Origin of the sequence: Streptomyces sp. NPDC053069, assembly GCF_044546895.1 — a bacterium.
Lineage (GTDB): Bacteria > Actinomycetota > Actinomycetes > Streptomycetales > Streptomycetaceae > Streptomyces.
The window spans coordinates 371,490-393,619 of the sequence record NZ_JBITZN010000005.1 but is presented as its reverse complement, the minus strand read 5'-3'; the positions used below and the strand labels follow the sequence as shown (position 1 = coordinate 393,619).

Sequence of the window (22,130 nt, the reverse complement as noted above, 5' to 3'; positions counted from 1 at the left end):
GAACGGGGCTATCCAGACGCTTGAGCGCCGTGATCACACCTGCCACTTCAAGATCGCCTCAAAGATTGACGCTATGGAACGATGATCGTCATGACAGGTCAGGTCTGGGTGTCACTCATATCGTTGGGCGGCGTTGTCCTCGGCGGCGTGTTGTCCTACCTCGTCCAGCACAGGACTCAGCAATCAGCGGAACGTGCCGAACAGCAACGGCAGCGGATCGCGTTGACGGAGACCCGGCGTGCGGAACGGCTTGCGCTGCTGGAGCGGTTCATCGAGGTGTCGGCCGAGGCCGAACGCTGCGCCTACACCCGGCCGTCCGAGTGGGAGGACACCGATGCCTGGTACCTCACAACCCGGGACGTCATGTACAGGCTATGGGTCGCGGATCGGCTCCTCCGCATCCAGTTCCCCCTGCCTGTGCATGACGCCGCACACGCGCACTTCCTCGACCTCAACAAGACCGTGTGGCACGGCTTGCCCGACGGTGAGAGCGTGCGGGACTACCTTGAGGACAACCGGTCGGCGTTTCTCGACGCGGCCCGCGAAGTCATGGGGTAGCCCACCGCCGAGCTCCCGGTGATCTTTTGCGGGACAGCCTTTAGGTCGGGAGAACCTTCTGCCCGGGGTCACCCTTCGTAGCGGGCGGCCAGGGTTCGGGCCGTCTCGGCGATGCGGTTGCGTAGTTCGGCCGGTGCCATGACCTCGACATCGGCGCCCAGCCGCAGGAACTCTCGGTGGGCGTGGTCGATCGACTCGATGGGCACGCGGGCCTCCGTCCATCCGTCACCCGTGGCTGTCACGCCGAGGCGGCGGGCGCCCTCCGGGGTGAGCCGCACCAGGGCCTCCCCGGTGTGCAGTCGCGCTCGGAAGTCGGCCAGATAGCCGTTCCAGTACCCGGCCAGGTCGAACCCGTCCGGAATGACGAACCCTTCTTCCGTCGGTCGGACTTCGAGGACCTGGTCGACTCGGTAGGTACGGATCCCGGACGTCCCGCCGGCGACCAGGTACCAGCGGCCGGCCTTGAGGACGAGCCCGTACGGCTCCACCCGTCGCTCGATCTCCTCCGGCGCCCGCCAGCGCCGGTACCGCAGTACCACCGCCCGCCGCGCCCACACTGCGGCGGCGACCGCGGCCAGGTGAGGCACCCGGTCGACGTCGCCGTACCAGCCGGGGGCGTCGAGCAGGAAGCGTTCCTGGATCCGCTCGGCGTGCTTGCGCAGCTCCGTCGGAAGGGCGGCCCGCAGCTTGAGCTGGGCGGTGGCGAGCGCCTCGCCGAGGCCGAGTTCGGCGGCGACGCCGGGGAGTGCGGTGAGGAACGCGGCCTGCGCCTCGTCCGCGGTCAGTCCGGTGAGCCGGGTCCGGTAGCCGCCGACCAGCCGGTAGCCGCCGGCGTGGCCGGCGGCACCGTACAGCGGGATACCGGCGGCACCGAGCGCCTCGACGTCCCGGTAGACCGTCCGGACGGAGACCTCCAGTTCGTCGGCCAGCTGCCGGGCCGTCATCCGGCCCCGGTTCTGGAGCAGCAGAAGCAGGGTGACCAGCCGGCTCGCACGCATGCTGCTCAGTATCCACTGACAGTAGATGTCAGCAGACCGGCCCTAACCTGCGGCGCATGGACGACAACTGGACCATGGACCTCACGCGCACCGGGCAGGCCACCGCATGAGCATCGTCGAACTCCGGCAGTACACCCTGCACCCCGGCGCCCGGGAAACGCTGATCGAGCTGTTCGAGCGCGAGTTCGTGACCGGTCAGCAGGCGGTCGGAATCACCGTCGGCGGCCGGTTCCGCGACCTGGACGACCCGGACCGCTTCGTCTGGTTGCGCGCGTTCCCCGACATGGCGCACCGCCGGCACGCGCTGGAGGCGTTCTACACCGGCCCGGTCTGGCGGGAGCACCGCGACGCGGCCAACGCCACCATGGTCGACAGCGACGACGTCCTGCTGCTGCGCGGCCCGGGCTTCACACCGGAGCCTGGCACGAGTGGGGTGCTCGCGACCGTGTGCCACCCCACCGACGCGGCCGACTTCGACGCGTACGCCGCCCGGCACCTGGGTCCGGGCAACGCGCTGCACCGCACCGAGCACGCCGAAAACGACTTTCCCCGCTTGCCCGTCCGCACCGGAGAGGATGTCCGGGTCTGGTTCGGCCCGGCCAAGCCGGCACCCTGGCCGACCCGGCTGCTGCGGCTGGAGCCCGTGGAGCCATGGAACACCTGACGTCGGGCTTTCATGAGCGGCTTACCCGCCAGGTGATCAGATAAGCGAAAAGCAGACAGCCTGTCGGACAGGGCCGGCGGACGCGCTGTCGTCGGCGCTCGCGCCGTGGCGCAAGCCTCGGGCGGTGCACGATCCGGGCAGGATCCTGCTGGATGTCGCGCTCGCCCTGGCCCTGGGCGGGGGCTGCCTGGCCGATGTCGCGATGCTGCGGGCCAAGCCCGCCGTGTTCGGCCGGTGGCGTCCGATCCGACCGTCTCCCGCCTGGTTGATACCCTGGCAGCCGCCGGTCCCCGTGCCCTTGCGGCGATCCGCCAGGCGCGGGCCGAAGTCCGCGAGCGGGTCCGGAAATTGGCCGGTACGGCGGCCCCGGACGCCCACGGCGGGGGGGCGTCGATATCGACGGGGTGCTGGTCCTGTCGCACTCCGAGAAGGAGCACGCCGCCAGGACCTGGAAGAAGACCTTCGGCCACCACCCGCTGTTCGCGTTCGTCGACCACGGCCGCGAAGGGTCCGGAGAGCCGGTCGCCGGCCTGCTGCGGCCGGGCAACGCGGGCAGCAACACCGTAACTCCGGCGGGGGCACCCGCACGTTCCTCAACTGGCTCACCGCACGTGGCCGATGGCTGTCCTACTCGGTCGGGATGACCATCACCGACGCCATCCACCAAGCCGTGCTTCTGGTCCCGGCCTCGGTCTGGACCCCGGCCATTGAACCGGACGGCAAGGTCAGCGACGGCGCCTGGGTCGCCGAGCTCGCCGGCGACGTCCTCAAGAGCCGGCCGAAGGGAATGCGGCTGATCGTCCGCAACCTCCCCCTCCACGGCGCCTCCCAGAACCAGGTCTGGCTGGAGATCGTCCAGCTCGCACTCGACCTGCTCGCCTGGATGCCCATGCTCGCCCTGACCGGCCAAGGCCGCCGCTGGGAGCCCAACCGCCTGCCCGGCTGACCAGCAGCGATTCCCTCTCCCAACGAGCAGGCTTCAAGCCCGGAGCAGTGGAACCCGGCGCCCACCCGACGCGACAGCCGGGCCACCAGTCTGCCTACACCACCTGAACTAGCCGTGCACGAACGACAGCACGAGCCGCATTCCTCGCAACGCATTGGGTCGAGCATGACATCGCCCACTGCCCTCCCGTCACCTCGGCCGCCGCGAGCGCATGAGCGACATCGTCCAAGCCGTCGCTGGCCTGCTGTGTCATCAGGAGATCACCGGCCTGGCATCGGCACGGCACATACGAACACCGAGTCCCACCGAAGTCTCCGACGTCTCACCGCCTACTGTGCACGAACTCGTCAGCGCTCTGTTTGCACGATCCCTGACCTTGCCATATGGTGGCAATAAGTGATCTTTCACGCCTCACAAAGCCGCCTCGCACCACACGAGGAGCGACTAAGAGGATCCGTGATCTGCTGTCTGTATACGCGTCAATCAGGGGAAGCTCGCAGCGGGATTTCATTGCTTACCCGCAGGCACAGTTATCATATTTCGACAATATCTCCTCCCGGGTCGGGAATTACGGTCAATTCCCGGTTCTGGATCCGACACCGTGATGCGCCATGTGGGCATGGCTTCTGATCAACAAGTTGGAGGGGCGTCGGAAAATGAGAATGAGCCTGACCGAGCTGCGCGCCCTCGCCACACAGGCAGGGTTCGCCGGCGATGACATCAAAATCGCGGCGGCCGTCGCCATGGCGGAATCCAAAGGCGACCCAGGCATCATCGGAGACCAGGGTCTGGTCGACGACAAGTGGGGGCCATCCATTGGTCTCTTCCAGATACGCTCCCTCAAGCATCCAAAGCAGTCCTCCCCACCGGACACACTCAGGGTTGAGGGCAAGCTCAGGGACCCGCTCTACAACGCCAAGACGGCAAAGGCCATCAAGGACGCACACGACTGGAACCAATGGTCCACGTTCGTGAGCGGGGCCTACAAGCAGTACATGGTTGACGGGCCCGCCGGCCCCACCCAATTCGAGCCGTTCCCTGGTGCGTCGTTCTTCCATACCGGACGGAAATCTCCGGTCATCACCGCAATGCACCATCGGCTTGTCGCCGAAGGCTGCAACCAGTACCAGTCGAGCGCCAACGCCGATGTATGGGGCCCGGGCGATGTGAAGTCCTACGCCGCCTGGCAGCGGAAGCTCGGCTTGAAAGGTGACGATGCCAACGGTATCCCCGGCAAGACCAGTTGGGACGCACTGAAGGTGCCCAACGTCTGAAGGCCGAGGCCCTAGCGTCGCAGCAGCGAGTGGAGGAGCTGTACACCTCCGCGCTCAACGCTAGGCGGGCAGAACTGAAAGGACGGCGTCATGCCCGAGAAGAACTTCGACGACGAGGACGTGAAGGCGGCCCTAGAAAGGAACGACACCGGCGACGGACCCGGCACCGACAACCTCGATGACCTTCCGGAGAGCGACTTCGTCGCCTTCGCCGAGGACGGCGTCGAGAACGACGCGGAGGACTCCAAGTGACCGCCACCATCGCTTACGACCGTACCGTCTCGAACCTCATCGACGACCTCAGCGCGACGGGCCACGTCACCCACAAGCCCTACAGGAAGACGTCGGTCACGCTGCACCACAACGGCGGCCGGCTTTCGCACCAGGGTGTGCTCAACGTCTGGAGGACGCGTCCGGCTTCGGCCCACTTCGACGTGGACGCCGCCGGTGCCGTCGCTCAGTACGTCAAGGTGAACGAGTACGCCTGGGCCGTCGGCGACATGGCCGGCAACCAGAGCTCGATCAGCATCGAAATGGCGAACGAAACGCTCGCGCCAGGCTGGACGGTCGCCGAGGCCACCTGGAAGAGCGCCGCACGTCTCGCCGGCTGGCACTTCGCCAAGGTGATCGGCGAACGCCCCAGCAGGAGCAACCTCTTCTACCACCACCACTGGTCCTCGACCGCCTGCGCCGGCCCGTACATGGACACGATCTACGACAAGGTCCTCGCGGCGGCTCAGGAGGCGTACGACCACTTCAAGGATTCACACCCCGCCCCGAGGCCTGCTACCGAGCCGTTCCCTGGTGCATCGTTCTTCCACACCGGACGTAAATCGCCGATCATCACCGCAATGCACCATCGGCTCGTCGCCGAAGGCTGCAACCAGTACCAGTCGAGCGCCAACGCCGATGTATGGGGCCCGGGCGATGTGAAGTCCTACGCCGCCTGGCAGCGGAAGCTCGGCTTCGCAGGTGACGATGCCAACGGCACCCCCGGCAAGGCCAGTTGGGACGCACTGAAGGTCCCCAACGTCTGACCGTCCCCGCTGATGGCTTCAGCGAGTAGGGGTTGGGAGGCACCGGGTCTCTTGCCGGATGGTCGAGCGTTCGGCCAGGAGCCGGTCGACGAACACCAGCCGGTGCTTCGCACCGGCGCCCACGCTCCCGCCCCAACAGCTTCGTCAGCCGGCCAGGATCACTGAGGCGACCGTTCGCCATCCCGCGTCCGTCCGGGCGGCGAGGTAGCGTACGCGGACCTGCTGGAACTCCCGCCCCTGGCGGTCCTGGCGCGCCCAGGTCACCTCGATCTCCGTGGCCCGCTCGTTGAGCGCGCACCTCCGGGTCGAGAGCCTTGCTGCCTCCGTAGTCGGCGTCGCGCAGTGCCCGCAGTTCGTGTGCGGGTCCCTGGGAGAGTGCCTCGGTGGAGGTGAGCACGGTGTGGGCCGTCCCGGTGGTCATGCTGATCGGCACGTGTCGTTTCCCGCCGTGTCACCGGCTCGCGAACGCATTGGTGCCGGTCAGCTGTGCGGACAGGGTCCACAGGCGTGCGGCTTGTTCGGGGTCGACCGCGTAGGGCCGTACTCCGGGTGCGTCGTCCAGGGAGAGCGGGGCGATGTCGCAGTCGCTCAGGTAGACGCCGCCCTGGTGGGCCAGCTGCGGGGAGGTGGCCGCCCAGACCTGGGTGGCGGCGCCCTGTTCGGGGGTCTTGAAGCCGGGGGCGATGTTGCCCTGGTCGTCGATCCAGCCGAAGGCCATCATCTCCTCCCTGGTCATGTGCCGCTGGAGCGGGGTCATGATGGCGCCGGGGGCGACGGCGAAGGCCCGCACCTGGTGCTCGCGGCCCAGGGCGTCGAGGTGGACGGCGAACAACGCGTTCGCGGTCTTGGACTGTCCGTAGGCGACGGCCTTGTCATATCCGTTTGCGAACATGACGTCGTCCCAGCGGATCGGCGAGTAACGGTGTCCGGAGGAGCTGAGCGTGACCACGCGCGCGCCGCCGTCGGATGCGAGTGCGGGCCACAGCCGGTTCGTGAGCGTGTGGTGGCCCAGGTGGTTGGTGGCGAACTGCGCCTCCCAGCCGGGTCCGAGGCGGGTCTCGGGCAGGGCCATCACGCCGGCGTTGTTGATGAGGATGTCGATGCCGCGGCCGCTCGCCAGGAACTCGTCCGCGAAGGTGTGCACGCCGGCCTGGTCGCCCAGGTCGAGACGGTGCACCTCGACCCCGTCCACGGCGGCGAAGGCTTCCGCGGCCACCTCCGGGCGGCGGACGGCTACGACGACAGTCGCGCCGGCGCCCCGCAGGGCGCGAGTGGTCTCCAGCCCCAGCCCGGAGCTGCCGCCGGTCACGACGGCGAGCCTTCCGGTGAGGTCGAGGCCGGCCAGGACCTCGGCCGTCGTGCTGCGCGCCCCGAAGCCGGAGCCGATGGGCTGCTGTGCTGTCATGATTGCCATTCTTGCGTCCGGAGTGGTGCGGCGGCGTCGGCGGAGCGAGCCACTGGGGCACCGCACGGTGGGGGGCGTCCGGGCGGCCTTTCCCGGCATGCCCTGCGCTCAGCCGTTGAGGTTCTGCATCAGCTCGGGGGCGTACCGGTCGCCGGAGACGATGCCGCGCGGGGCGACGGCTTCGATGGCGGCCACGTCCTCCTCGGTGATCGTCACGGTGGTGGCGGCGACGTTCTCCTCCAGGTAGCGGCGGCGCTTGGTGCCGGGGATGGCGACCGCGCCCTGGTGCAGCACCCAGGCGAGAGCCAGCTGGGAGGGCGAGACCTGCTTGGCGGCGGCGATGCGGCGGACCTCGTCGACCACGGCCAGGTTGCGGGCGAAGTTCTCGCCCTGGAAGCGCGGGTCGGTGCGGCGGAAGTCGTCGGCGGCGAAGTCGTCCGGGCTGGTGATCGCACCGGACAGGAAGCCGCGTCCGAGCGGTGAGTAGGCGACCAGGCCGATCCCGAGCTCGTTCAGGGTGGCCGTGACCCCGTCGTCCTCTATGCCCCGCTCGAAGAGCGAGTACTCGGTCTGGACCGCCGTGACCGGGTGGACGGCGTGGGCGCGGCGGATGGTCTGCGGGGCGACCTCGGACAGGCCGATGTAGCGGACCTTGCCGGCGGCCACCAGCTCGCCCATGGCGCCGACGGTCTCCTCGATCGGCACCTGCGGGTCGACCCGGTGCAGGTAGTACAGGTCGACGTGGTCGGTGCCCAGGTGGCGCAGGGAGCGGTCCAGGGAGCGACGGATGTATTCGGGGCGCCCGTTGTGGCCGACGAGCGTGCCGTCGTCGGTGAACTCGATGCCGGTCTTGGTGGCGACGACGGCCTGCTCGCGGCGGCCGGCGAGGGCCTTGCCCAAGAGCTGCTCGTTGATGAAGGGGCCGTAGCTCTCGGCGGTGTCCAGCAGGGTCACGCCCAGTTCCAGGGCGCGGTCGATGGTGGCGAGGGACTCGGCCTCGTCGGTGCTGCCGTAGAAGGCGCTCATGCCCATGCAGCCGAGTCCTTCGGCGGAGACGGTCAGGCCCTGGCTGCCGAGGGTGCGGAGTTCCATGGTGATCTTCCTTGCTGTTGCGGGTCGTCCCGCGCTGTGTGGCTGGTTGGTTGTGGGTCCGGTGTGCTGCTGCCCTCGCCCCGGACCGGGTGCGGCGGGGGCGGTCAGCGCACCCAGGTACCGGTGAGAGTCTGGACGGCGGAGCCGTCGAGGTCGGCGAGGGTGGTGGCGACGAAGTCGCGGGCCCACTGCGAGGTCTGGATACGGAAGGGCGGGCGGGCGACGGTCAGGGCGTCGACGATCGGGGCGGCTGCCTCGGCGGGGGTCTGGGCGTTCCCGAACGCCTGCCGGGTCCGGGTGATGTAGGCCTCGAGCGCGGGGCCGTAGGGCCCGGCGGAGGCGAGCAGCGTCGGGACGTCCAGGCCGAGATTGGCGACGAACTCGCTTGCCACCGCGCCCGGCTCGACCACGGTGACATCGACGCCGACGGTGGCGGCGACCGGCGCGAGAGACTGCATGAAGCCCTCGACGGCGAACTTGGCCGCGCAGTACGCCTCGTTGAAGGGCTGGCCGACGACGCCGCCGACGCTGGTGACGGTGATCACCCGGCCCTTCGACGCCCGCAGGTGCGGCAGGGCGGCCCGGGTCACCGCCACCACGCCGAAGAAGTTGACCTCCATGGCCGCGCGGACGTCGTCGACGCTGCTCTGCTCGATGGTGCCGACCTGGGCGGCGCCGGCGTTGTTGACCAGCGCGTCCAGGCGGCCGTGCTCGGCGACGACCTCGTCCAGGCAGGCGGTGATGCCGGCGGAGTCGGTCACGTCCAGGCGCTTGACCTGGATCCGGTCCGCGACGCCCGCCTCCGCGGCGGCCTGGAGCAGGGCCCCGGCCTTGCCGGTGTCGCGCATGGTGGCGAGGGTCGTCCAGCCCGCCCGGGCGGTGCCGATGGCGGCGGCCAGGCCGATGCCGGAGGACGTACCGGTGATCAGAACGGTCTTCGGGGAGGTCATGAGGGTCTTCCTTGCCTGGGGGCACAACGGGCCGATACCCGTAACCGGGGAGTTCCCCGGTTATCTGCAACGGTAAGCGGGGAACTCCCCGGTTGTCCAGTTAGACTGGTCCTCCGATGAAGGGAGCAGCCTTGACCACCAAGCCGAGCGTGTTGCGCGCCGATGCCCGCCGTAACCGGGAGCGCATCCTCGAAGCGGCCGTGCGCGCCTTTTCCGAGAAGGGCCCGGACGTCGCGATCGACACGATCGCCAAGGCCGCGGGCGTCGGCTCGGCCACGCTCTACCGCCACTTCCCCACGCGCGAGGCGCTCGTCGAGGCCGCCTACCGCAACGAGCTGGCCCGTGTCTGCGACAGCGCCGCGAAGCTGCTCGCCGACAACCTGCCCGACCGGGCGATCCGCCTGTGGATGGACGACTTCATCGACTACCTGGCTGCCAAGCAGGGCATGGCGGACGCACTGCGGGCCGCGGTCGCATCCGGTGCGGACCCCTTCGCCGAGACCCTCGACAAGCTCGGCACCGCGCTCGGGACCCTGCTGCACGCCGGCGCCGACGCCGGTCTCCTGCGCCCGGACATCGACCCCTTCGATGTCGGCTTCAGCCTGGCCGGCGTCGCGCTGATCACCAGCGCTCCCGACCAACGCGAACGGGCCGGACGCCTCCTCGACCTGCTCCTCGACGGCCTCCGCTACGGAGCGGACGGGCCGGCGTCCAGCTCGTGACCCGGCTCCGGCCGCGTTGCGCAGCATCTGATGGAGGCTTCTCCGAAGCAGAATCCCTGCCGTCCGCGGACCTGGCCGACGCGGTGCGGGGCCCCAGTGCCGCCCTCGCCTGAAAGAGCCAGTAGGGGCTTACGGTGCGGACCAGCTCCTAGAAGGGTTCAGCGGCCTGCAGGAGACTCTGCGGAAGGTAGGGGGATTCGACGCGGATGGCCCAGCCGCGGCGGCGAGCGTGGCAAGCGAGGGCAAGGATGTCGAGGTTGACGGATGCATCCGGATCGTTGACACGGTCGGCGACCTGGTAGTAGTCGCGGTGGGCTTCGAGCGCGTCGGCCAGGGCCAGGTTGAAGCTCTCCTCGTCGCCCTCCACGAGCTGCGACAGCAGCACGGCCGGCGGCATGGCGAAGCCCCAGTCCTTGGCCTTCTCGGCCTGCTGCAACGCCCGCTGCGCGGCCGGCTCGGGGTCGGTGCCCTTGAGGTAGGCGTGGAGGGCTTCGCGGTACGCGCTGAAGGCGGAGCCGTCCGGGCGGGCGAAGGCGGGGCCGGTGAGGACCAGCGGGGCGAGGTCCTCGCGTGCGCCGGTGATGAGGGCGAGGGCAGTGGCCGTCTGCCAGTTCCCGGCGCCGGCTTCCTCGCCCCGCTCAGCCGGGTAGCGCAGCGTGCGGCCGTCGATGGTCACCTCGGCCTCGGTGCCCGGTTCAGCTAGGGCGATACGGAACAGGGCCGCCCCCGCCTGGGAGGCCAGCCGAAGGTTCGCGAGCTGCGCATCCGTGACGCCGCCGGCGCCCCCCGCACGCCACTTGAACAGGCGCTCCTGATCGCCCATGACACTGCCCAGCAGCCAGACGTCCAGGGGTTCTTCACCGACGGGCGTGAACGCCTCCCGGATGTGTTCGTCGTACATGGCCTCGATCCGCGGGTTCACCGTCCGCTCGCAGGCCGGCCGCTCGACCACCAGCGGGCCCGCGGCGAGCGCGGCCACTGCGTCCGGCCGCCGGTCCCGGCCGAACCCCGCGACCCGCGGGCCTCGGGTCTCGAAGCCGGTGACCAGCGCGTGCGGGAGGTAGTCGGTACGGACTGCAGGCGCCCAGCCCAGGGTCCGGTACGCGAGCGCGGCGAGGGCGATGGGGACAAGCGGGAGAAGGCTGCTCGGGGAGGCCGCCGGGCCGTGCAGGGTGGTGTGCCTGGTCAGGAGGTCGGCCAGCGCGGCATCGAAGGCCTCCCTGTCCTCGGCGGCCAGGGCTCGCAGCGTGTACAGCGCCGCGCTGCCCGGCCTGTCAAGGAGGGGCTCGCCGGTCTCCTGGGCGCGGGTGCGGACGCGGTCCAGGGCCGCGTCGACGGCGGCGAGCTTGGCCTGTGCGCTCGGCGGGTACTCCTCGTCGTCGCCGGTGTCGTCCAGGACCACGGCCATCAGTCCGGTGGCGAGCTCACCGACGGGCGTTCCCTGCGCCTGCTCGGCGAACTTCTGCCGTGCGAAATGGAAGGCCTCCCCATGCCACTTGGCCTTGTCCCTGAGGATCGTCAGGCAGAGCGCGTCAATCCACTCCCCGGGCGTGACGCTCTCCTCCGGGGCATCCTCACCGGGGTCGTAGCTCATGCCGAAATTCACGTACTCCAGGAAGACCTGGAAGCTGCAGTGCGGGTGGTAGGCGGCGTAGGCGACGGCGCCGACCGCGGCTTCGGAGGCGTCCTTGAGGGCGGCCTTGGCCTCCGGGGTGTCGAGGCCGGGTGTCTCGACGGAGAGGGCGCCCAGGTAGTCGAGGAACTCGTCTGCGATCGACTGCCATTCGTAGGTGGCCATCCGGCCACCCCGCGACATGGACCGCACCTGGCCCCCGATGCGGTTTGTGAAGTCCTCGCGTGCTGCCGACACGACGGCCTCGCCCACCTGGTGACGCTCTATTCGCACTGCCCCGCTCCTTGATCGAACTCTGCGACAGCATAGGCACGGGATCTGACAGGCCGGCAGCTGCCGTGCACGGGGCACGAGCCAGGCCCGGTCGAGAGAGTGGTGGCGGGTGCGGAAGCGGCGGTGCAGTAGTGCGGCCTGCCCGAGTGCCATGGAGGGCGGTGGGTCTGCCTTGCCGAGCCGGGCTGGGGCCGGCGAGCCCAGGGCGACAGCGACCCGAGCGCCCACCCCGGCCGGGGCGGGGAGCCTCGAACACCTCCTTGCGGGAGTGCGGCGCTGCTGGTCCTCTTGCGCGGCGCCGCGGGCAGGCCCACCGATATGGTGCCCTTCGCCGTGGAGGATGCGACGAGCGTCGACTGCCTCGCGGTGCCCATCCAGGTCTGCGCCGGCCGATGGGGTGGTGACCCGACACAGTGAGCCTTCGTGAAGGCGTCCTGCTGAAGTGGTGCACCGTCGACATGCTCGACCGGCTCCGCCTGAGCCCCGGACTCGGGGACTGACCCGCCGCCGCGCGGCCGAGCACCCCGCAGCGACGGGATCGCCGTACGGTGGCCGTTCGCTGCCCAGCGAGGCCCCGGCGGGGACTGGGCTGCACATCGTCGGGGTCCCTCTCCACATCCAGGACGAGCACGGCCGCATCCTCCTCGGCCCGCGTCACCCCGACTGCGCCTTCGCGCAAAACCCCTGGCACTTCCTGGCCGGCCACTGCGAGCGGGAAGCCGCGATCGCCTGCCTGGTGCGGGAAGCGCCGGGCTGCGATGACGGGGCGGGGGCGGTCCCAGGGCTCAGGGCATCGACCGGGACCGCCCCCGCCGGCTCACTTCGTCAGCGGGCCGAACTCCTTGCGGGTGTCCACCGGCTTGCCGAACAGCTGCCACCGCTCGCCCTTGAACCGCATCAGCTGCATCGTCTCGATCGGGAAGGCATCGCCGGGGCCCGTGGACAGGGTGACACCGGGCAGCAGCAGGCCCACCTTCACGTCCTTCAGGTGGCGCACCGCGTCCCGCAGCCCTTCTCTGGTCGGGCACTTCATCGCGTCCAGGGCCTTGTGCAGGCTGGAGGCGACGGCCCAGCCGTAGGCGTTGAACTGGTTGGCCGGGTCGGTGTCGGGGGCGTACTTGTGCAGGGCATTCATGTACGTCTTCATGTCGGGGTCGTTCGCCCACTGCGGGTCGGCGGGATCCTTGAAGTAGGTCGCCGAGACCACGCCCTGCACGTTCTTGAACCCGACGGGCCGGAGCACGGCTGCGGACGCGGACACGTTGTTCACGATGTGCAGCGGGTTCCACTTGGTGTTCTTGGCGTCGGCGGCGAGGGCCTGGCTGCCGAACTTGGGGGTGGTGACATCCAGCAGCACATCGGCCTTGGAGCGGGCGAGGCTCGCCATCTGGGCCGACACGGACGGGTCGGTGACCTCGTAGCTCTCCTCGGCGACCACCTTGATGCCGCTGCCGGCGACCGCCTTCTTGAACCCGCCGAGCAGGTCCTTGCCGAAGTCGTCGTTCTGGTAGAGGACCGCCACCTCGGCGTTCGGCTTCGTGTCCTTGAGGTACTTGGCGTACACCCGGGCCTCGGCGACATAGTTGGGCTGCCACCCGATGGTCCAGGGGTGCTTGTCGTCCGTGCCCCAGACGGAGGCACCCGTGGCGACGAAGGGCTGCGGCACCTTCTGCTTGTCGAGGTAGTCCCACACGGCCGCCGTGGAGGGAGTGCCCAGGGTCTGGAACACGGCGAAGACCTTCTCCTGCTCGACGAGTCTGCGGGCCTCCTCGACCGCCTTGGGCGGCTGGTAGCCGTCGTCGCGGACGATGAACTCGACCTTGCGGCCGTCTATGCCGCCGTTGTCGTTGACGTACTTGAAGTAGGCGGCCACGCCCTTGCTGATCGTGCCGTACGCGGAGGCGGGTCCCGACAGCGGATAGATCCCGCCCAGCTTGATGGTGCTGTCGGTGATGCCGGTGGTCTGCTGGCCCTTGCACGCACCGCTCGCGGCGGTGTCCTGGGCGGTGTCCTGCCCTCGCCGGCTGTTGCAGGCGGTTGCGGTGAGCAGGACGGCGGCAGCTGCTGCGGCCGCCCGCAGAGCGGTGGTCTTGCGCATGTGCTTCATTCCTTTTCCGTACGGGGCGGTGCGCCCACGGGTTCGGCGTCGACAACTGCGGGGTCCGCAGGGGTGGGGGGCGGGGCGGTTCCGGATCCGGCCCGGGACTCGGGTTCCCCATCGGACGCGGCCCCGGGCGGCCGGTCGGGGGTGGCGGTGGTGCGGGGCGGGCGAGCGGCGACAGCGGCCAGGACACGGCCGGGCAGACCGGCCAGTCCCGTGGGGGCCACGAACATCACCGTGATGATCAGCAAGCCGAACACCACGCCCGGTGCCGCCTCACTCAGGTCCTGGGACACACTCGGCACGTACATCACGAACGCCGCGCCCAGCAGGGGTCCGTACAGCGACCCGAGCCCCCCGACGACCAGGCCGGCCAGCAGGGTGATGGACAGGACGAAGCTGAAGGAGTCGGGCGAGACGAAGCCGATCACCCAGGTGTACAGGCACCCGGCGACGCCCGCGAACATCGCGCTCCACGCGAAGGCGAGCGTCTTGTGCAGCGCCAGCCGCACGCCCATCACCTCGGCGGCGCTCTCGTTGTCGCGCACGGCGCGCAGGGCACGGCCGACCCTGGACCGCAGCAGATTGCGGGCGAGCAGCAGCGCCACCGCGGTGACGGCGAGGACGACGAAGTACATCCACTGGTCCTCGGCCAGCCCGCTCCACGCGGGCGGCTGCAGCTTGTCCACGGTCAGGCCCATGGAGCCGCCCGTCACCGGTTCCAGCCGCTTGAGCAAGGGCGGCAGGAAGACCGCGAACGAGAGGGTGACCAGGGCCAGGTACAGCCCGCGCAGCCGCAGCGCGGGCACCCCGAACCCGAGGCCCAGCAGGAAGCATCCGGCGGCCGCGACCGGCAGCGTGGCCAGGTGGCCGGTGTCGTACCGATCGAGCATGACCGCCGCCGTGTAGGCCCCCGCCGCGAAGAACGCCCCGTGCCCCAGCGAGATCTGCCCGCCGAAGCCGACCAGCAGGTTCAGACCGGCCAGCGCCACGGCGTACAGGAGCACCATGGTCAGCTGGAAGACCTGGAAGGGGGCGAAGTAGAACGGTGCGTAGACGACGACCGCCGCCATGACCGGTACGGTGAGCGCGGCGCGCAGCCGCCGGGCCCGGGAGGTGCCGAGTGCCGCTGTGAGGGTGTTCATGCGCGCTCCACCGCCGCCCGTCCGAACAGGCCCTGGGGCCGCACCAGCAGCACCGCCAGGATGATCACCAGCGGTACGCCCACCTTCAGGTCCTCACCGATCACGTCCACGTACGCGCCGGTCAGCGTCTCGGCGACGCCCACGAACAGGCCGCCGAGGACCGCGCCGACCGGGCTGTCGAAGCCGCCGAGGGTGGCCGCGGCGAACGCGTAGATCAGCACCCCGCCCATCATGTTGGGCTCCAGGAACAGCACCGGGGCGACGAGCACGCCCGACACCGCGCCGACCGTCGCCGCCAGCCCCCAGCCGAGCATCAGCACCCGCCCCACCCGGATGCCCGACAGCCGCGCGGAGGCCGGATTGCAGGCGACCGCCCGCATCACCAGGCCGATGGAGGTGTGCTGGAACAGCAGGTAGAGCAGGCCCATCACGACGGCCACCACGCCGAGGATCCCGAGCGTCGACCAGTCCACGCGCACTCCGGCCAGGTCGAGCCCGCCGTCGGGGAACGGTTGCGGGAAGTCCTTCACGGTGAACGACCAGATCAGGCCGGCCAGCGCGTTGACGAAGATGAACAGGCCGACCGTGACGATGACCACCGTCAGCTCGGGGGCGCCCTGCACGGGGCGGATGACGATCCGCTCGACCAGCATGCCGCCGGCGAAGGACACCCCGAGGGTGACCGGCAGCGCCAGCCAGAACGGCATCCCGGACGCCACCAGCTGCCAGGCGACGTACGTGGAGAGCATGGCCAGCTCGCCCTGCGCGAAGTTGACGATTCCCGTGAACCGGTGGATGAGCACCAGGGCCAGCGCCAGGCTGGCGTACACCGCGCCGGAGCCCAGTCCTTCCACCACTTGCTGGAGAAGATCGGTCACGGCGCTCACCCGGCCTTGCCCGAGCGGACGGAGACACCGAGGTACACCTCGGCGACCTGCCCGTCCTCACGGATCTGCGCGGCCGGTCCGGACAGCACCAGGCGGCCGGCCTCCAGTACGTGCGCCCGGTGCGCGATGTCCAGCGCGAGCTGGGCGTTCTGCTCGACGACGACCACGGTGGTGCGTTCCTCCTCGTTGACGGCACGGACGATCTCGAACAGCTCACGGGTGACCAGCGGGGCGAGCCCCAGGGACGGCTCGTCCAGCAGTAGCAGGGAGGGCCGCAGCATCAGCGCCCTGCCGATGGCGAGCATCTGCTGCTCCCCGCCGCTGAGGCTGCCGGCGGCCTGCCGTGACCGCTCACGCAGTTTGGGGAAGTATTCGTAGATCCGTTCCAGGTCGGCTGCCACGGCCGCGCGCCCGGCGCTGCCTCGGCGCCGGGTGTGGGCGCCGATGCGCAGGTTCTCCTCGACGGTCAGGTCGTTGAAGGTGCCCCGGCCCTCGGGGACGTGCGCCACGCCGAGCCGGGCGGCCTGCTCGGGCGAACGCCCCAGCAGCCCGGTGCCGTTCAGGGTGACCGAGCCGCGGCCGCGAACCATGCCGCACAGCGCCCGCAGCGTCGTGGTCTTGCCCGCGCCGTTCGGTCCGAGGATCGCGCACACCTCGCCACGGGCGACGGAGAAGTCGAGACCCTGCAGCACGCGGGCCTGGCCGTATCCGGCGTGCAGGCCGGAGACCTTCAGGAAGTCCGGCTCCGCACTCGCCTCGGCCTGGGTGCGGTCGGTGGTGGGCGCGCTCATGCGGCCGCTCCCAGGTACGCCTCGACGACCGCCGGGTCGTGCTGGATCTCCTCCGGCGCGCCTTCGGCGATCTTACGGCCGAAGTCCAGGCAGACCACCTTGTCGCACAGGCCCATCACGAACCCCATGTGGTGTTCGACCACCACGAGCGTGAGGTCGAACTCCTCGCGCACCGACCGGACCAGATCCGCGAATTCGCCGACCTCTCCGTGGCTGAGCCCGTTGACGGGTTCGTCGAGCAACAGCAGCCGGGGCCGGACCGCGAGCGCCCGCGCGAGTTCGACGCGTTTGAGCGTGCCGAACGGCAGCCCTGAGGCGGGGTGGTCGGCGACGCCCGCCAGGCCGAGCCGTCGTAGCAAGTCGTCCGCCTGGTCACGCAGCTCTCTCTCCTCCCGCCGGACGCGGGGCAGCCGGAGCGCCGCGGCGAGGTGTCCGGTGCGCCCCCGGCTGTGGGCGCCGACCATGACGTTCTCCCGGACCGTGAGGCGCGGGAACAGGCCGAGGTTCTGGAAGGTGCGGGCGATACCGCGCCCGGCCACGGCGTGCGGAGGGAGGGCCAGCAGGTCCTCGTCCTCGAACCGCACGCCTCCCCCGTCCGGGGTGCAGCGCCTGGTGAGGCAGTTGAACAAGGTGGTCTTGCCGGCTCCGTTCGGCCCGATGAGCCCCACGGCGGTGCCCGGCTCGACGGTGAACGCGACACCGTCGAGTGCCGTGATCCCGCCGAAGCGCACGGTGATACCGTCGACCGCGAGCATGAATGACGCCCCTTCCGACGTGCTGGGGGGGTGGGCGAGCAGCACAGTAGGTGGGGGCGTTCCCGGCGCACATTGGGTGTGAGCACCCAACTTGCCGGTCACGGAACTGTGCGCGGCGCACAGGTGGCGGCAGATGTCTCACGCCGAGGCTGTTGACGGAGCACGAGACGGACGGCGACGATCGGCGCCATGCCTCGCGGTCCCGCCTTGGGCACTCCCGATCTCTCCGAACCGCTCCGCCGGGAGCGGCGGCGGATCCTGCATGCCGTCCACGACCGGGTCGAGGAGGTGGCGGAGACCGCCGTCGAGGTGATGCGTGCGGAGATCCCGTCGTACGCGCTGCAGGACGACCGGTTCTTCGACGAGGTGCGGGAGCAGGTGCTCGAGCACTACCGGATGCAGCTGGCGGCGCTCGCCGGCGACCGCGACATCGCTGCCGAGGACCTGGTCTTCAGCCGGGCGGCAGCCATGCGCCGAGCCCGCGCCGGGTTCGCCCTGGAGGACTGGATCAGTGCCTTCCGGGTCGGCCGGCAGGTGATGTGGGACGCGATGCTGGACTGCGCGGGCACGTCCGCCGAGGCCCAGCAGGCTGCACTGTCCCTCGTGACCCCGCTGATGCGGTACGTCGACTACGCCAGCACCCATGCCGCGCAGGCCTACGTCGAGTACCAGCAGCACGTGGTGGCGGACGCGGACCGGGAGCGCCGGGATCTCCTGGACCAGCTCCTGGCCGGCATGGCACCGACACGCGGTCCGCTGTTCGCCGCGGCACAGGCGTACGGCATCGGACCCCGCTCGCCGATGATGGCGGTCGTGGCCGTCTGCGTCGGTGACACGCACTCGGGCGACCACACCTCGGCCGAGAACGGGTATGCCACCAGCGCGTCGATCAGCGTCGCCGGGCCTTGGGCCGGCAGGACCCTGGTCGTCGTGCGCCACGGCGAGGTGGTGGCCGTGCCCGTGCTCAGGGCCGGTATGGACGCGGACGACATATGCGCCCACTTCGAGGCCGTGCAGGAGCGGCTCGCGCGGAAGGGCACCCGGCTCTGCATGGGCATCAGCACGGTCGCCCGGGGGGCTTCCGAACTGCCGCGCGCCTACGAGGAGGCACGGGCCGCCCTCGACCTGGTGCCGAGCGGGGGCGGGGTGGCGGCGCTGCCGCGGCTGTCCCCGTTCGACTACCTGGCGCTGCGCGCCGACGACCTCGCCCGCCAGCTGGTCGATCCCCGGGTGCGGGTGCTGCTGGAGGAGGACCGCAGACGTGGCGACACGCTGGCCGCCACCATCCGGGCCTTCGCGGAGGCGGACCTCAATCTGCGGCTGGCCGCCGACCGGCTGCGGGTGCACCACAACACGGCGCACTACCGGTTGCGCCGGATCGAGGAACGCACCGGCCGCAATCCGCGCCGGATCGCCGACCTCCTGGAACTACTGGTCGCCCTCGCCATCCGCGACGGCGCCAGGGAAGGTGAGGACTGCCAGTGAGCGGCATCGTGGAGTCCGCCGGAACCGAGGCGGCATGCCGGCTGCCGGGCGGCAAGGGGGAGTCGGGCCTGCCGGAGGAGCTCGCCGGGCAGCGCGGAACGGTCCGGCGTGCGCTGCTGGACGCCGCGTTGGAGGTGTTCACCGAGCGCGGGTACACCGACGCCGGCCTCACCGAGATCGCGGCGCGCTCCGGCATCCCGGTGGGCAGCCTCTTCCAGCACTACGGCGGAAAGCGAGGGCTGTACCTCGCTCTGTGGGAGGAGTTCCGGGAGGAGCAGGAGCGCCGGACCGCGGCCACGCTGGCCTCCGAACGCGGCCGTGGTGTGCACGACCCCATCGCCCTCTTCGTGGCGGGAGCCAGGGCATATCTGGAGGGTGCCTGGGACAACCGGAGGTTCGGCAGGCTCCTCGTGGAGGACGACGGTCCTTCCGGGTTCGACGCGCTGCGCCGCCAGTGGGACCGCGCATGGGTACGGCGCAACGCCCGGCTGCTGGAGGTGGACGAGCGGCGGCGTGCCGGCCGGGTCCGGGTGAGCGTGCTGACGACCGTCATCGGAGGGGCGGCGCGCGAGCTGGGCGACTGCGGGGACGAGACGGAGGCCCGGGAGATCGTGGACGAGGTGTGCGGCATCCTGATCCACCTGTCGGCACCGCCCGGCTGAGGCGTCCCGGCCACGACGGCGCAGAAATCCCAGAATGCGGTCGCAGCTGTCCTCCGGTTCGTGGCCACGGGACGCGGTGAGAGCGTCGAGGGGGGTGTCCGGGCGAGCGCCGATGGGTTCGCTCCGGGTTTCGGCCGGGCCGTCGGTGTGGAGGGCCGGCGTGGTTCGTTCACCAGTGGCCTGAGGTGACCATGGGGACAGCGGCGGAGCCTGCGGGGTACGTGCGGGCCGGAGCTTCCCCGGCCGGTTGAGGTGCCGGTCCTTCGGCCCGTCCGGAGGTGAGAGCCGTGGGATCGGTGGGCAGTGTGCCGTGCTGCCCCGGAGAAGGTCGCGGCCATCCGGGATCTGGTGACGCGCCTGCGCGGCCAGGAGCTTTCCGCCGCGCAACTTGAGCTCCTGGAACGGCGGACGGAGAAGATCCTCGCCTGCCCCGTCCGGCGCGCCCGCTTCAGTCGGGAGAGGACGTCAAGAGCCTCCCCAGCCACGGACAGTCACCGATCAAGGGTTCTGGCACAGGTACTCACCGAGAGCCCGAGTATTGACTCGGAAGGCGGCACTGGCGATCCTCATGGCGCACGGTTTGCATAGGCATGACAAACCGGTATGCGCGAGGTCGTCGGGCCCTGACCTCCTTGTCGGTCGACCGCGCATCCCGCCGACCGAGGGACGTGTGCCGTGGCCATGACCAGACGCCCGTACCGCCGACGCAAAGACGTCACCGTGGTGTCGCTGCTCCTCCTCGTACTGGCCGCCGTGCTCGGGCCCGCCCCGAGTTCGGCGGCCGGCAACGAGTGGTGGGTGCCGAGCGCACGGCCGACGCCGGACTCCCAGATCAACGTCACCGGGGAGCCGTTCACGGGTACCGACGCCAAGGGCGAGGTGCGCGGCTTCGTCGACGCCCACGACCATCTGTTCGCGAACGAGGCCTTCGGCGGCCGGCTCATCTGCGGGAAGGTCTTCTCCGAGGCCGGGATCGCCGACGCGCTCAGGGACTGTCCCGAGCACTACCCCGACGGCTCGCTGGCCGTCTTCGACTTCATCACCAAGGGCGGTGACGGCAGACACGACCCGGTCGGCTGGCCCACGTTCAAGGACTGGCCCGCCCACGACTCGCTGACCCACCAGCAGAACTACTACGCGTGGGTGGAACGGGCCTGGCGCGGCGGCCAGCGAGTGCTCGTGAACGACCTCGTCACCAACGGTGTGATCTGCTCGGTGTACTTCTTCAAGGACCGCAGCTGCGACGAGATGACGTCCATCCGGCTGCAGGCGAAGCTGACGTACGACCTTCAGGCCTATGTCGACAAGATGTACGGCGGCCCGGGCAAGGGCTGGTTCCGGATCGTCACCGACAGCGCACAGGCCCGCGACGTCATCAAGCAGGGCAAACTCGCGGTCGTCCTCGGAGTGGAGACCTCCGAGCCGTTCGGCTGCAAGCAGATCCTGGACATCCCGCAGTGCGACAGGAAGGACATCGACGCCGGCCTGGACGAGCTGTACGCGCTGGGCGTGCGCAGCATGTTCCTGTGCCACAAGTTCGACAACGCGCTGTGCGGCGTCCGCTTCGACTCGGGCTCACTGGGAACAGCCATCAACGTCGGACAGTTCCTGTCCACCGGCACCTTCTGGAAGACGGAGAAGTGCGCGGGTCCACAGCACGACAACCCCATCGGCTCGGCCGCGGCGGCCGGGGCCGAGGCGAAACTCCCGACGGGTGTGCAGGTCCCCTCGTACGACTCGGACGCGCAGTGCAACGCCCGGGGGCTGACCGACCTCGGCGAGTATGCCGTGCGCGGCATGATGAAACGCAAGATGATGCTGGAGATCGACCACATGAGCGTCAAGGCCGTCGGCCGCGCGCTGGACATCCTCGAGGCAGACTCCTACCCCGGGGTGATCTCCTCGCACAGCTGGATGGACCTGAACTGGACCGAACGGGTCTACGGCCTCGGCGGTTTCATCGCCCAGTACATGCACGGCTCCGAGGGTTTCGTGGCCGAGGCGAACCGCACCAAGGCGCTGCGGGACAAGTACGGCGTCGGCTACGGGTACGGCACGGACATGAACGGTGTCGGCGGCTGGCCGGGACCCCGCGGCGCTGATGCCCCGCACAAGGTCACGTACCCCTTCCGCAGTGTCGACGGCGGCTCGGTCATCGACCGGCAGACCACCGGTGAGCGCACCTGGGACGTGAACACCGACGGCGCCGCGCACTACGGCCTCGTTCCCGACTGGATCGAGGACATCCGCCTCGTCGGCGGCCAGGACGTGGTGCAGGACCTCTTCCGGGGTGCCGAGTCCTACCTCGACACGTGGGGAGCGACAGAGCAGCACCAGGCGGGAGTCGACCTCGCCAAGGGGGCCTCGGCCACGGCCGGTTCGACCGAGTGGAACCCGTTCGTGAGCTACGCTCCGAGCCGCGCCGTCGACGGCACCCGGGACACCCGCTGGGCCAGCGGCTGGAGCGACGACCAGTGGCTGCAGATCGACCTGGGGTCCACCCACCGGGTCGGGCGGGTCACGCTCGACTGGGAGCGCGCGTACGGGAAGTCCTACGGCATCCAGCTCTCGACGGACGGCGCGAACTGGCAGACGGTCTGGTCCACCACCACGGGAGACGGCGGCCTCGACACCGCCCGTTTCACCGGCACACCGGCGCGCTACGTCCGCATCACGGGCACGGAGCGTGGCACCAGGTGGGGATATTCGCTGTACGAGGTCGGCGTCCACAGCAGCTAACGACGGAGCCCGG

At 70.1% G+C, this 22,130-nt stretch carries 19 protein-coding genes and 2 pseudogenes; 10 read left to right on the top strand and 11 right to left on the bottom strand.

What is annotated here, in order from left to right; all coding sequences use genetic code 11:
- Window positions 1-81 precede the first annotated feature (81 nt).
- Window positions 82-558 carry a hypothetical protein gene (locus ACIGXP_RS14435; protein WP_388263530.1) on the top strand — a complete coding sequence of 159 codons (477 nt, stop codon included), beginning with the start codon at window positions 82-84 and terminating at the stop codon, window positions 556-558.
- A gap of 68 nt (window positions 559-626) precedes the next feature.
- Here the strand turns inward: ACIGXP_RS14435 and ACIGXP_RS14430 are convergent, their stop codons facing one another.
- The gene (locus ACIGXP_RS14430) at window positions 627-1,556 is read right to left on the bottom strand and encodes a helix-turn-helix transcriptional regulator (protein ID WP_399768104.1); all 930 of its coding nucleotides are present in this window, start codon (window positions 1,554-1,556) and stop codon (window positions 627-629) included.
- Between the two features lie 106 nt (window positions 1,557-1,662).
- Here ACIGXP_RS14430 and ACIGXP_RS14425 point away from each other — a divergent pair, with 106 nt between their 5' ends.
- The 5 genes and pseudogenes from ACIGXP_RS14425 to ACIGXP_RS14405 all read left to right on the top strand — a co-directional run bounded on the left by ACIGXP_RS14425 (window position 1,663) and on the right by ACIGXP_RS14405 (window position 5,477).
- Complete coding sequence (locus ACIGXP_RS14425; protein WP_399768101.1) at window positions 1,663-2,220, top strand: NIPSNAP family protein; 558 nt, start codon at window positions 1,663-1,665, stop codon at window positions 2,218-2,220.
- A gap of 40 nt (window positions 2,221-2,260) precedes the next feature.
- Window positions 2,261-3,157: pseudogene (locus ACIGXP_RS14420) on the top strand (transposase); the annotation flags it as partial.
- 671 nt (window positions 3,158-3,828) lie between these two features.
- Entirely contained in the window at window positions 3,829-4,440 is a 612-nt protein-coding gene (locus tag ACIGXP_RS14415; protein ID WP_399768098.1) for a peptidoglycan-binding protein, read from the top strand.
- Window positions 4,441-4,530: 90 nt separating this feature from the next.
- Window positions 4,531-4,692: a hypothetical protein gene (locus tag ACIGXP_RS14410; protein ID WP_399768095.1), complete on the top strand. Its 162-nt coding sequence runs from the start codon at window positions 4,531-4,533 to the stop codon at window positions 4,690-4,692.
- Entirely contained in the window at window positions 4,689-5,477 is a 789-nt protein-coding gene (locus ACIGXP_RS14405) for a peptidoglycan-binding protein (protein WP_399768092.1), read from the top strand. Before ACIGXP_RS14410 ends, ACIGXP_RS14405 begins: the two co-directional genes overlap by 4 nt.
- A gap of 144 nt (window positions 5,478-5,621) precedes the next feature.
- On the opposite strand, the pseudogene ACIGXP_RS14400 reads toward ACIGXP_RS14405, so the two are convergent.
- The 4 genes and pseudogenes from ACIGXP_RS14400 to ACIGXP_RS14385 form a co-directional block, all read right to left on the bottom strand.
- Window positions 5,622-5,768, bottom strand: a pseudogene (locus tag ACIGXP_RS14400) (hypothetical protein); the annotation flags it as partial.
- 160 nt (window positions 5,769-5,928) lie between these two features.
- Entirely contained in the window at window positions 5,929-6,882 is a 954-nt protein-coding gene (locus ACIGXP_RS14395) for an SDR family NAD(P)-dependent oxidoreductase (protein ID WP_399768089.1), read from the bottom strand.
- Window positions 6,883-6,990: 108 nt separating this feature from the next.
- Window positions 6,991-7,974, bottom strand: coding sequence for an aldo/keto reductase (locus ACIGXP_RS14390; RefSeq protein ID WP_399768086.1), 984 nt, complete (start codon window positions 7,972-7,974; stop codon window positions 6,991-6,993).
- Between the two features lie 104 nt (window positions 7,975-8,078).
- Complete coding sequence (locus ACIGXP_RS14385; RefSeq protein WP_399768084.1) at window positions 8,079-8,924, bottom strand: SDR family oxidoreductase; 846 nt, start codon at window positions 8,922-8,924, stop codon at window positions 8,079-8,081.
- A 131-nt stretch (window positions 8,925-9,055) separates the two neighbouring features.
- Here ACIGXP_RS14385 and ACIGXP_RS14380 point away from each other — a divergent pair, with 131 nt between their 5' ends.
- Window positions 9,056-9,646: a TetR/AcrR family transcriptional regulator gene (locus ACIGXP_RS14380; RefSeq protein WP_399768081.1), complete on the top strand. Its 591-nt coding sequence runs from the start codon at window positions 9,056-9,058 to the stop codon at window positions 9,644-9,646.
- Window positions 9,647-9,794: 148 nt separating this feature from the next.
- Here the strand turns inward: ACIGXP_RS14380 and ACIGXP_RS14375 are convergent, their stop codons facing one another.
- The 6 genes from ACIGXP_RS14375 to ACIGXP_RS14350 form a co-directional block, all read right to left on the bottom strand.
- Window positions 9,795-11,531 carry an immunity 49 family protein gene (locus ACIGXP_RS14375; RefSeq protein ID WP_399768430.1) on the bottom strand — a complete coding sequence of 579 codons (1,737 nt, stop codon included), beginning with the start codon at window positions 11,529-11,531 and terminating at the stop codon, window positions 9,795-9,797.
- 838 nt (window positions 11,532-12,369) lie between these two features.
- Window positions 12,370-13,650 (bottom strand): ABC transporter substrate-binding protein, encoded by a 1,281-nt coding sequence (locus ACIGXP_RS14370; protein ID WP_399768078.1) that lies wholly within the window; start codon window positions 13,648-13,650, stop codon window positions 12,370-12,372.
- A gap of 5 nt (window positions 13,651-13,655) precedes the next feature.
- On the bottom strand, window positions 13,656-14,798 hold the full coding sequence (locus ACIGXP_RS14365) for a branched-chain amino acid ABC transporter permease (RefSeq protein ID WP_399768075.1): 1,143 nt from the start codon (window positions 14,796-14,798) through the stop codon (window positions 13,656-13,658).
- Complete coding sequence (locus ACIGXP_RS14360) at window positions 14,795-15,676, bottom strand: branched-chain amino acid ABC transporter permease (protein WP_399768071.1); 882 nt, start codon at window positions 15,674-15,676, stop codon at window positions 14,795-14,797. Before ACIGXP_RS14360 ends, ACIGXP_RS14365 begins: the two co-directional genes overlap by 4 nt.
- 5 nt (window positions 15,677-15,681) lie before the next feature.
- Window positions 15,682-16,476: an ABC transporter ATP-binding protein gene (locus ACIGXP_RS14355; RefSeq protein ID WP_399768069.1), complete on the bottom strand. Its 795-nt coding sequence runs from the start codon at window positions 16,474-16,476 to the stop codon at window positions 15,682-15,684.
- Window positions 16,473-17,231: an ABC transporter ATP-binding protein gene (locus tag ACIGXP_RS14350; RefSeq protein ID WP_399768066.1), complete on the bottom strand. Its 759-nt coding sequence runs from the start codon at window positions 17,229-17,231 to the stop codon at window positions 16,473-16,475. Before ACIGXP_RS14350 ends, ACIGXP_RS14355 begins: the two co-directional genes overlap by 4 nt.
- A 189-nt stretch (window positions 17,232-17,420) precedes the next feature.
- Here ACIGXP_RS14350 and ACIGXP_RS14345 point away from each other — a divergent pair, with 189 nt between their 5' ends.
- The 3 genes from ACIGXP_RS14345 (at window position 17,421) to ACIGXP_RS14335 (ending at window position 22,117) form a co-directional block, all read left to right on the top strand.
- Window positions 17,421-18,716 carry a helix-turn-helix domain-containing protein gene (locus tag ACIGXP_RS14345; protein WP_363220945.1) on the top strand — a complete coding sequence of 432 codons (1,296 nt, stop codon included), beginning with the start codon at window positions 17,421-17,423 and terminating at the stop codon, window positions 18,714-18,716.
- On the top strand, window positions 18,713-19,378 hold the full coding sequence (locus ACIGXP_RS14340) for a TetR/AcrR family transcriptional regulator (protein WP_363220946.1): 666 nt from the start codon (window positions 18,713-18,715) through the stop codon (window positions 19,376-19,378). The genes ACIGXP_RS14345 and ACIGXP_RS14340 overlap by 4 nt, the downstream gene beginning before the upstream one ends.
- Before the next feature lie 681 nt (window positions 19,379-20,059).
- Window positions 20,060-22,117 carry a discoidin domain-containing protein gene (locus ACIGXP_RS14335; protein ID WP_399768062.1) on the top strand — a complete coding sequence of 686 codons (2,058 nt, stop codon included), beginning with the start codon at window positions 20,060-20,062 and terminating at the stop codon, window positions 22,115-22,117.
- The last annotated feature ends 13 nt before the right edge of the window (window positions 22,118-22,130 follow it).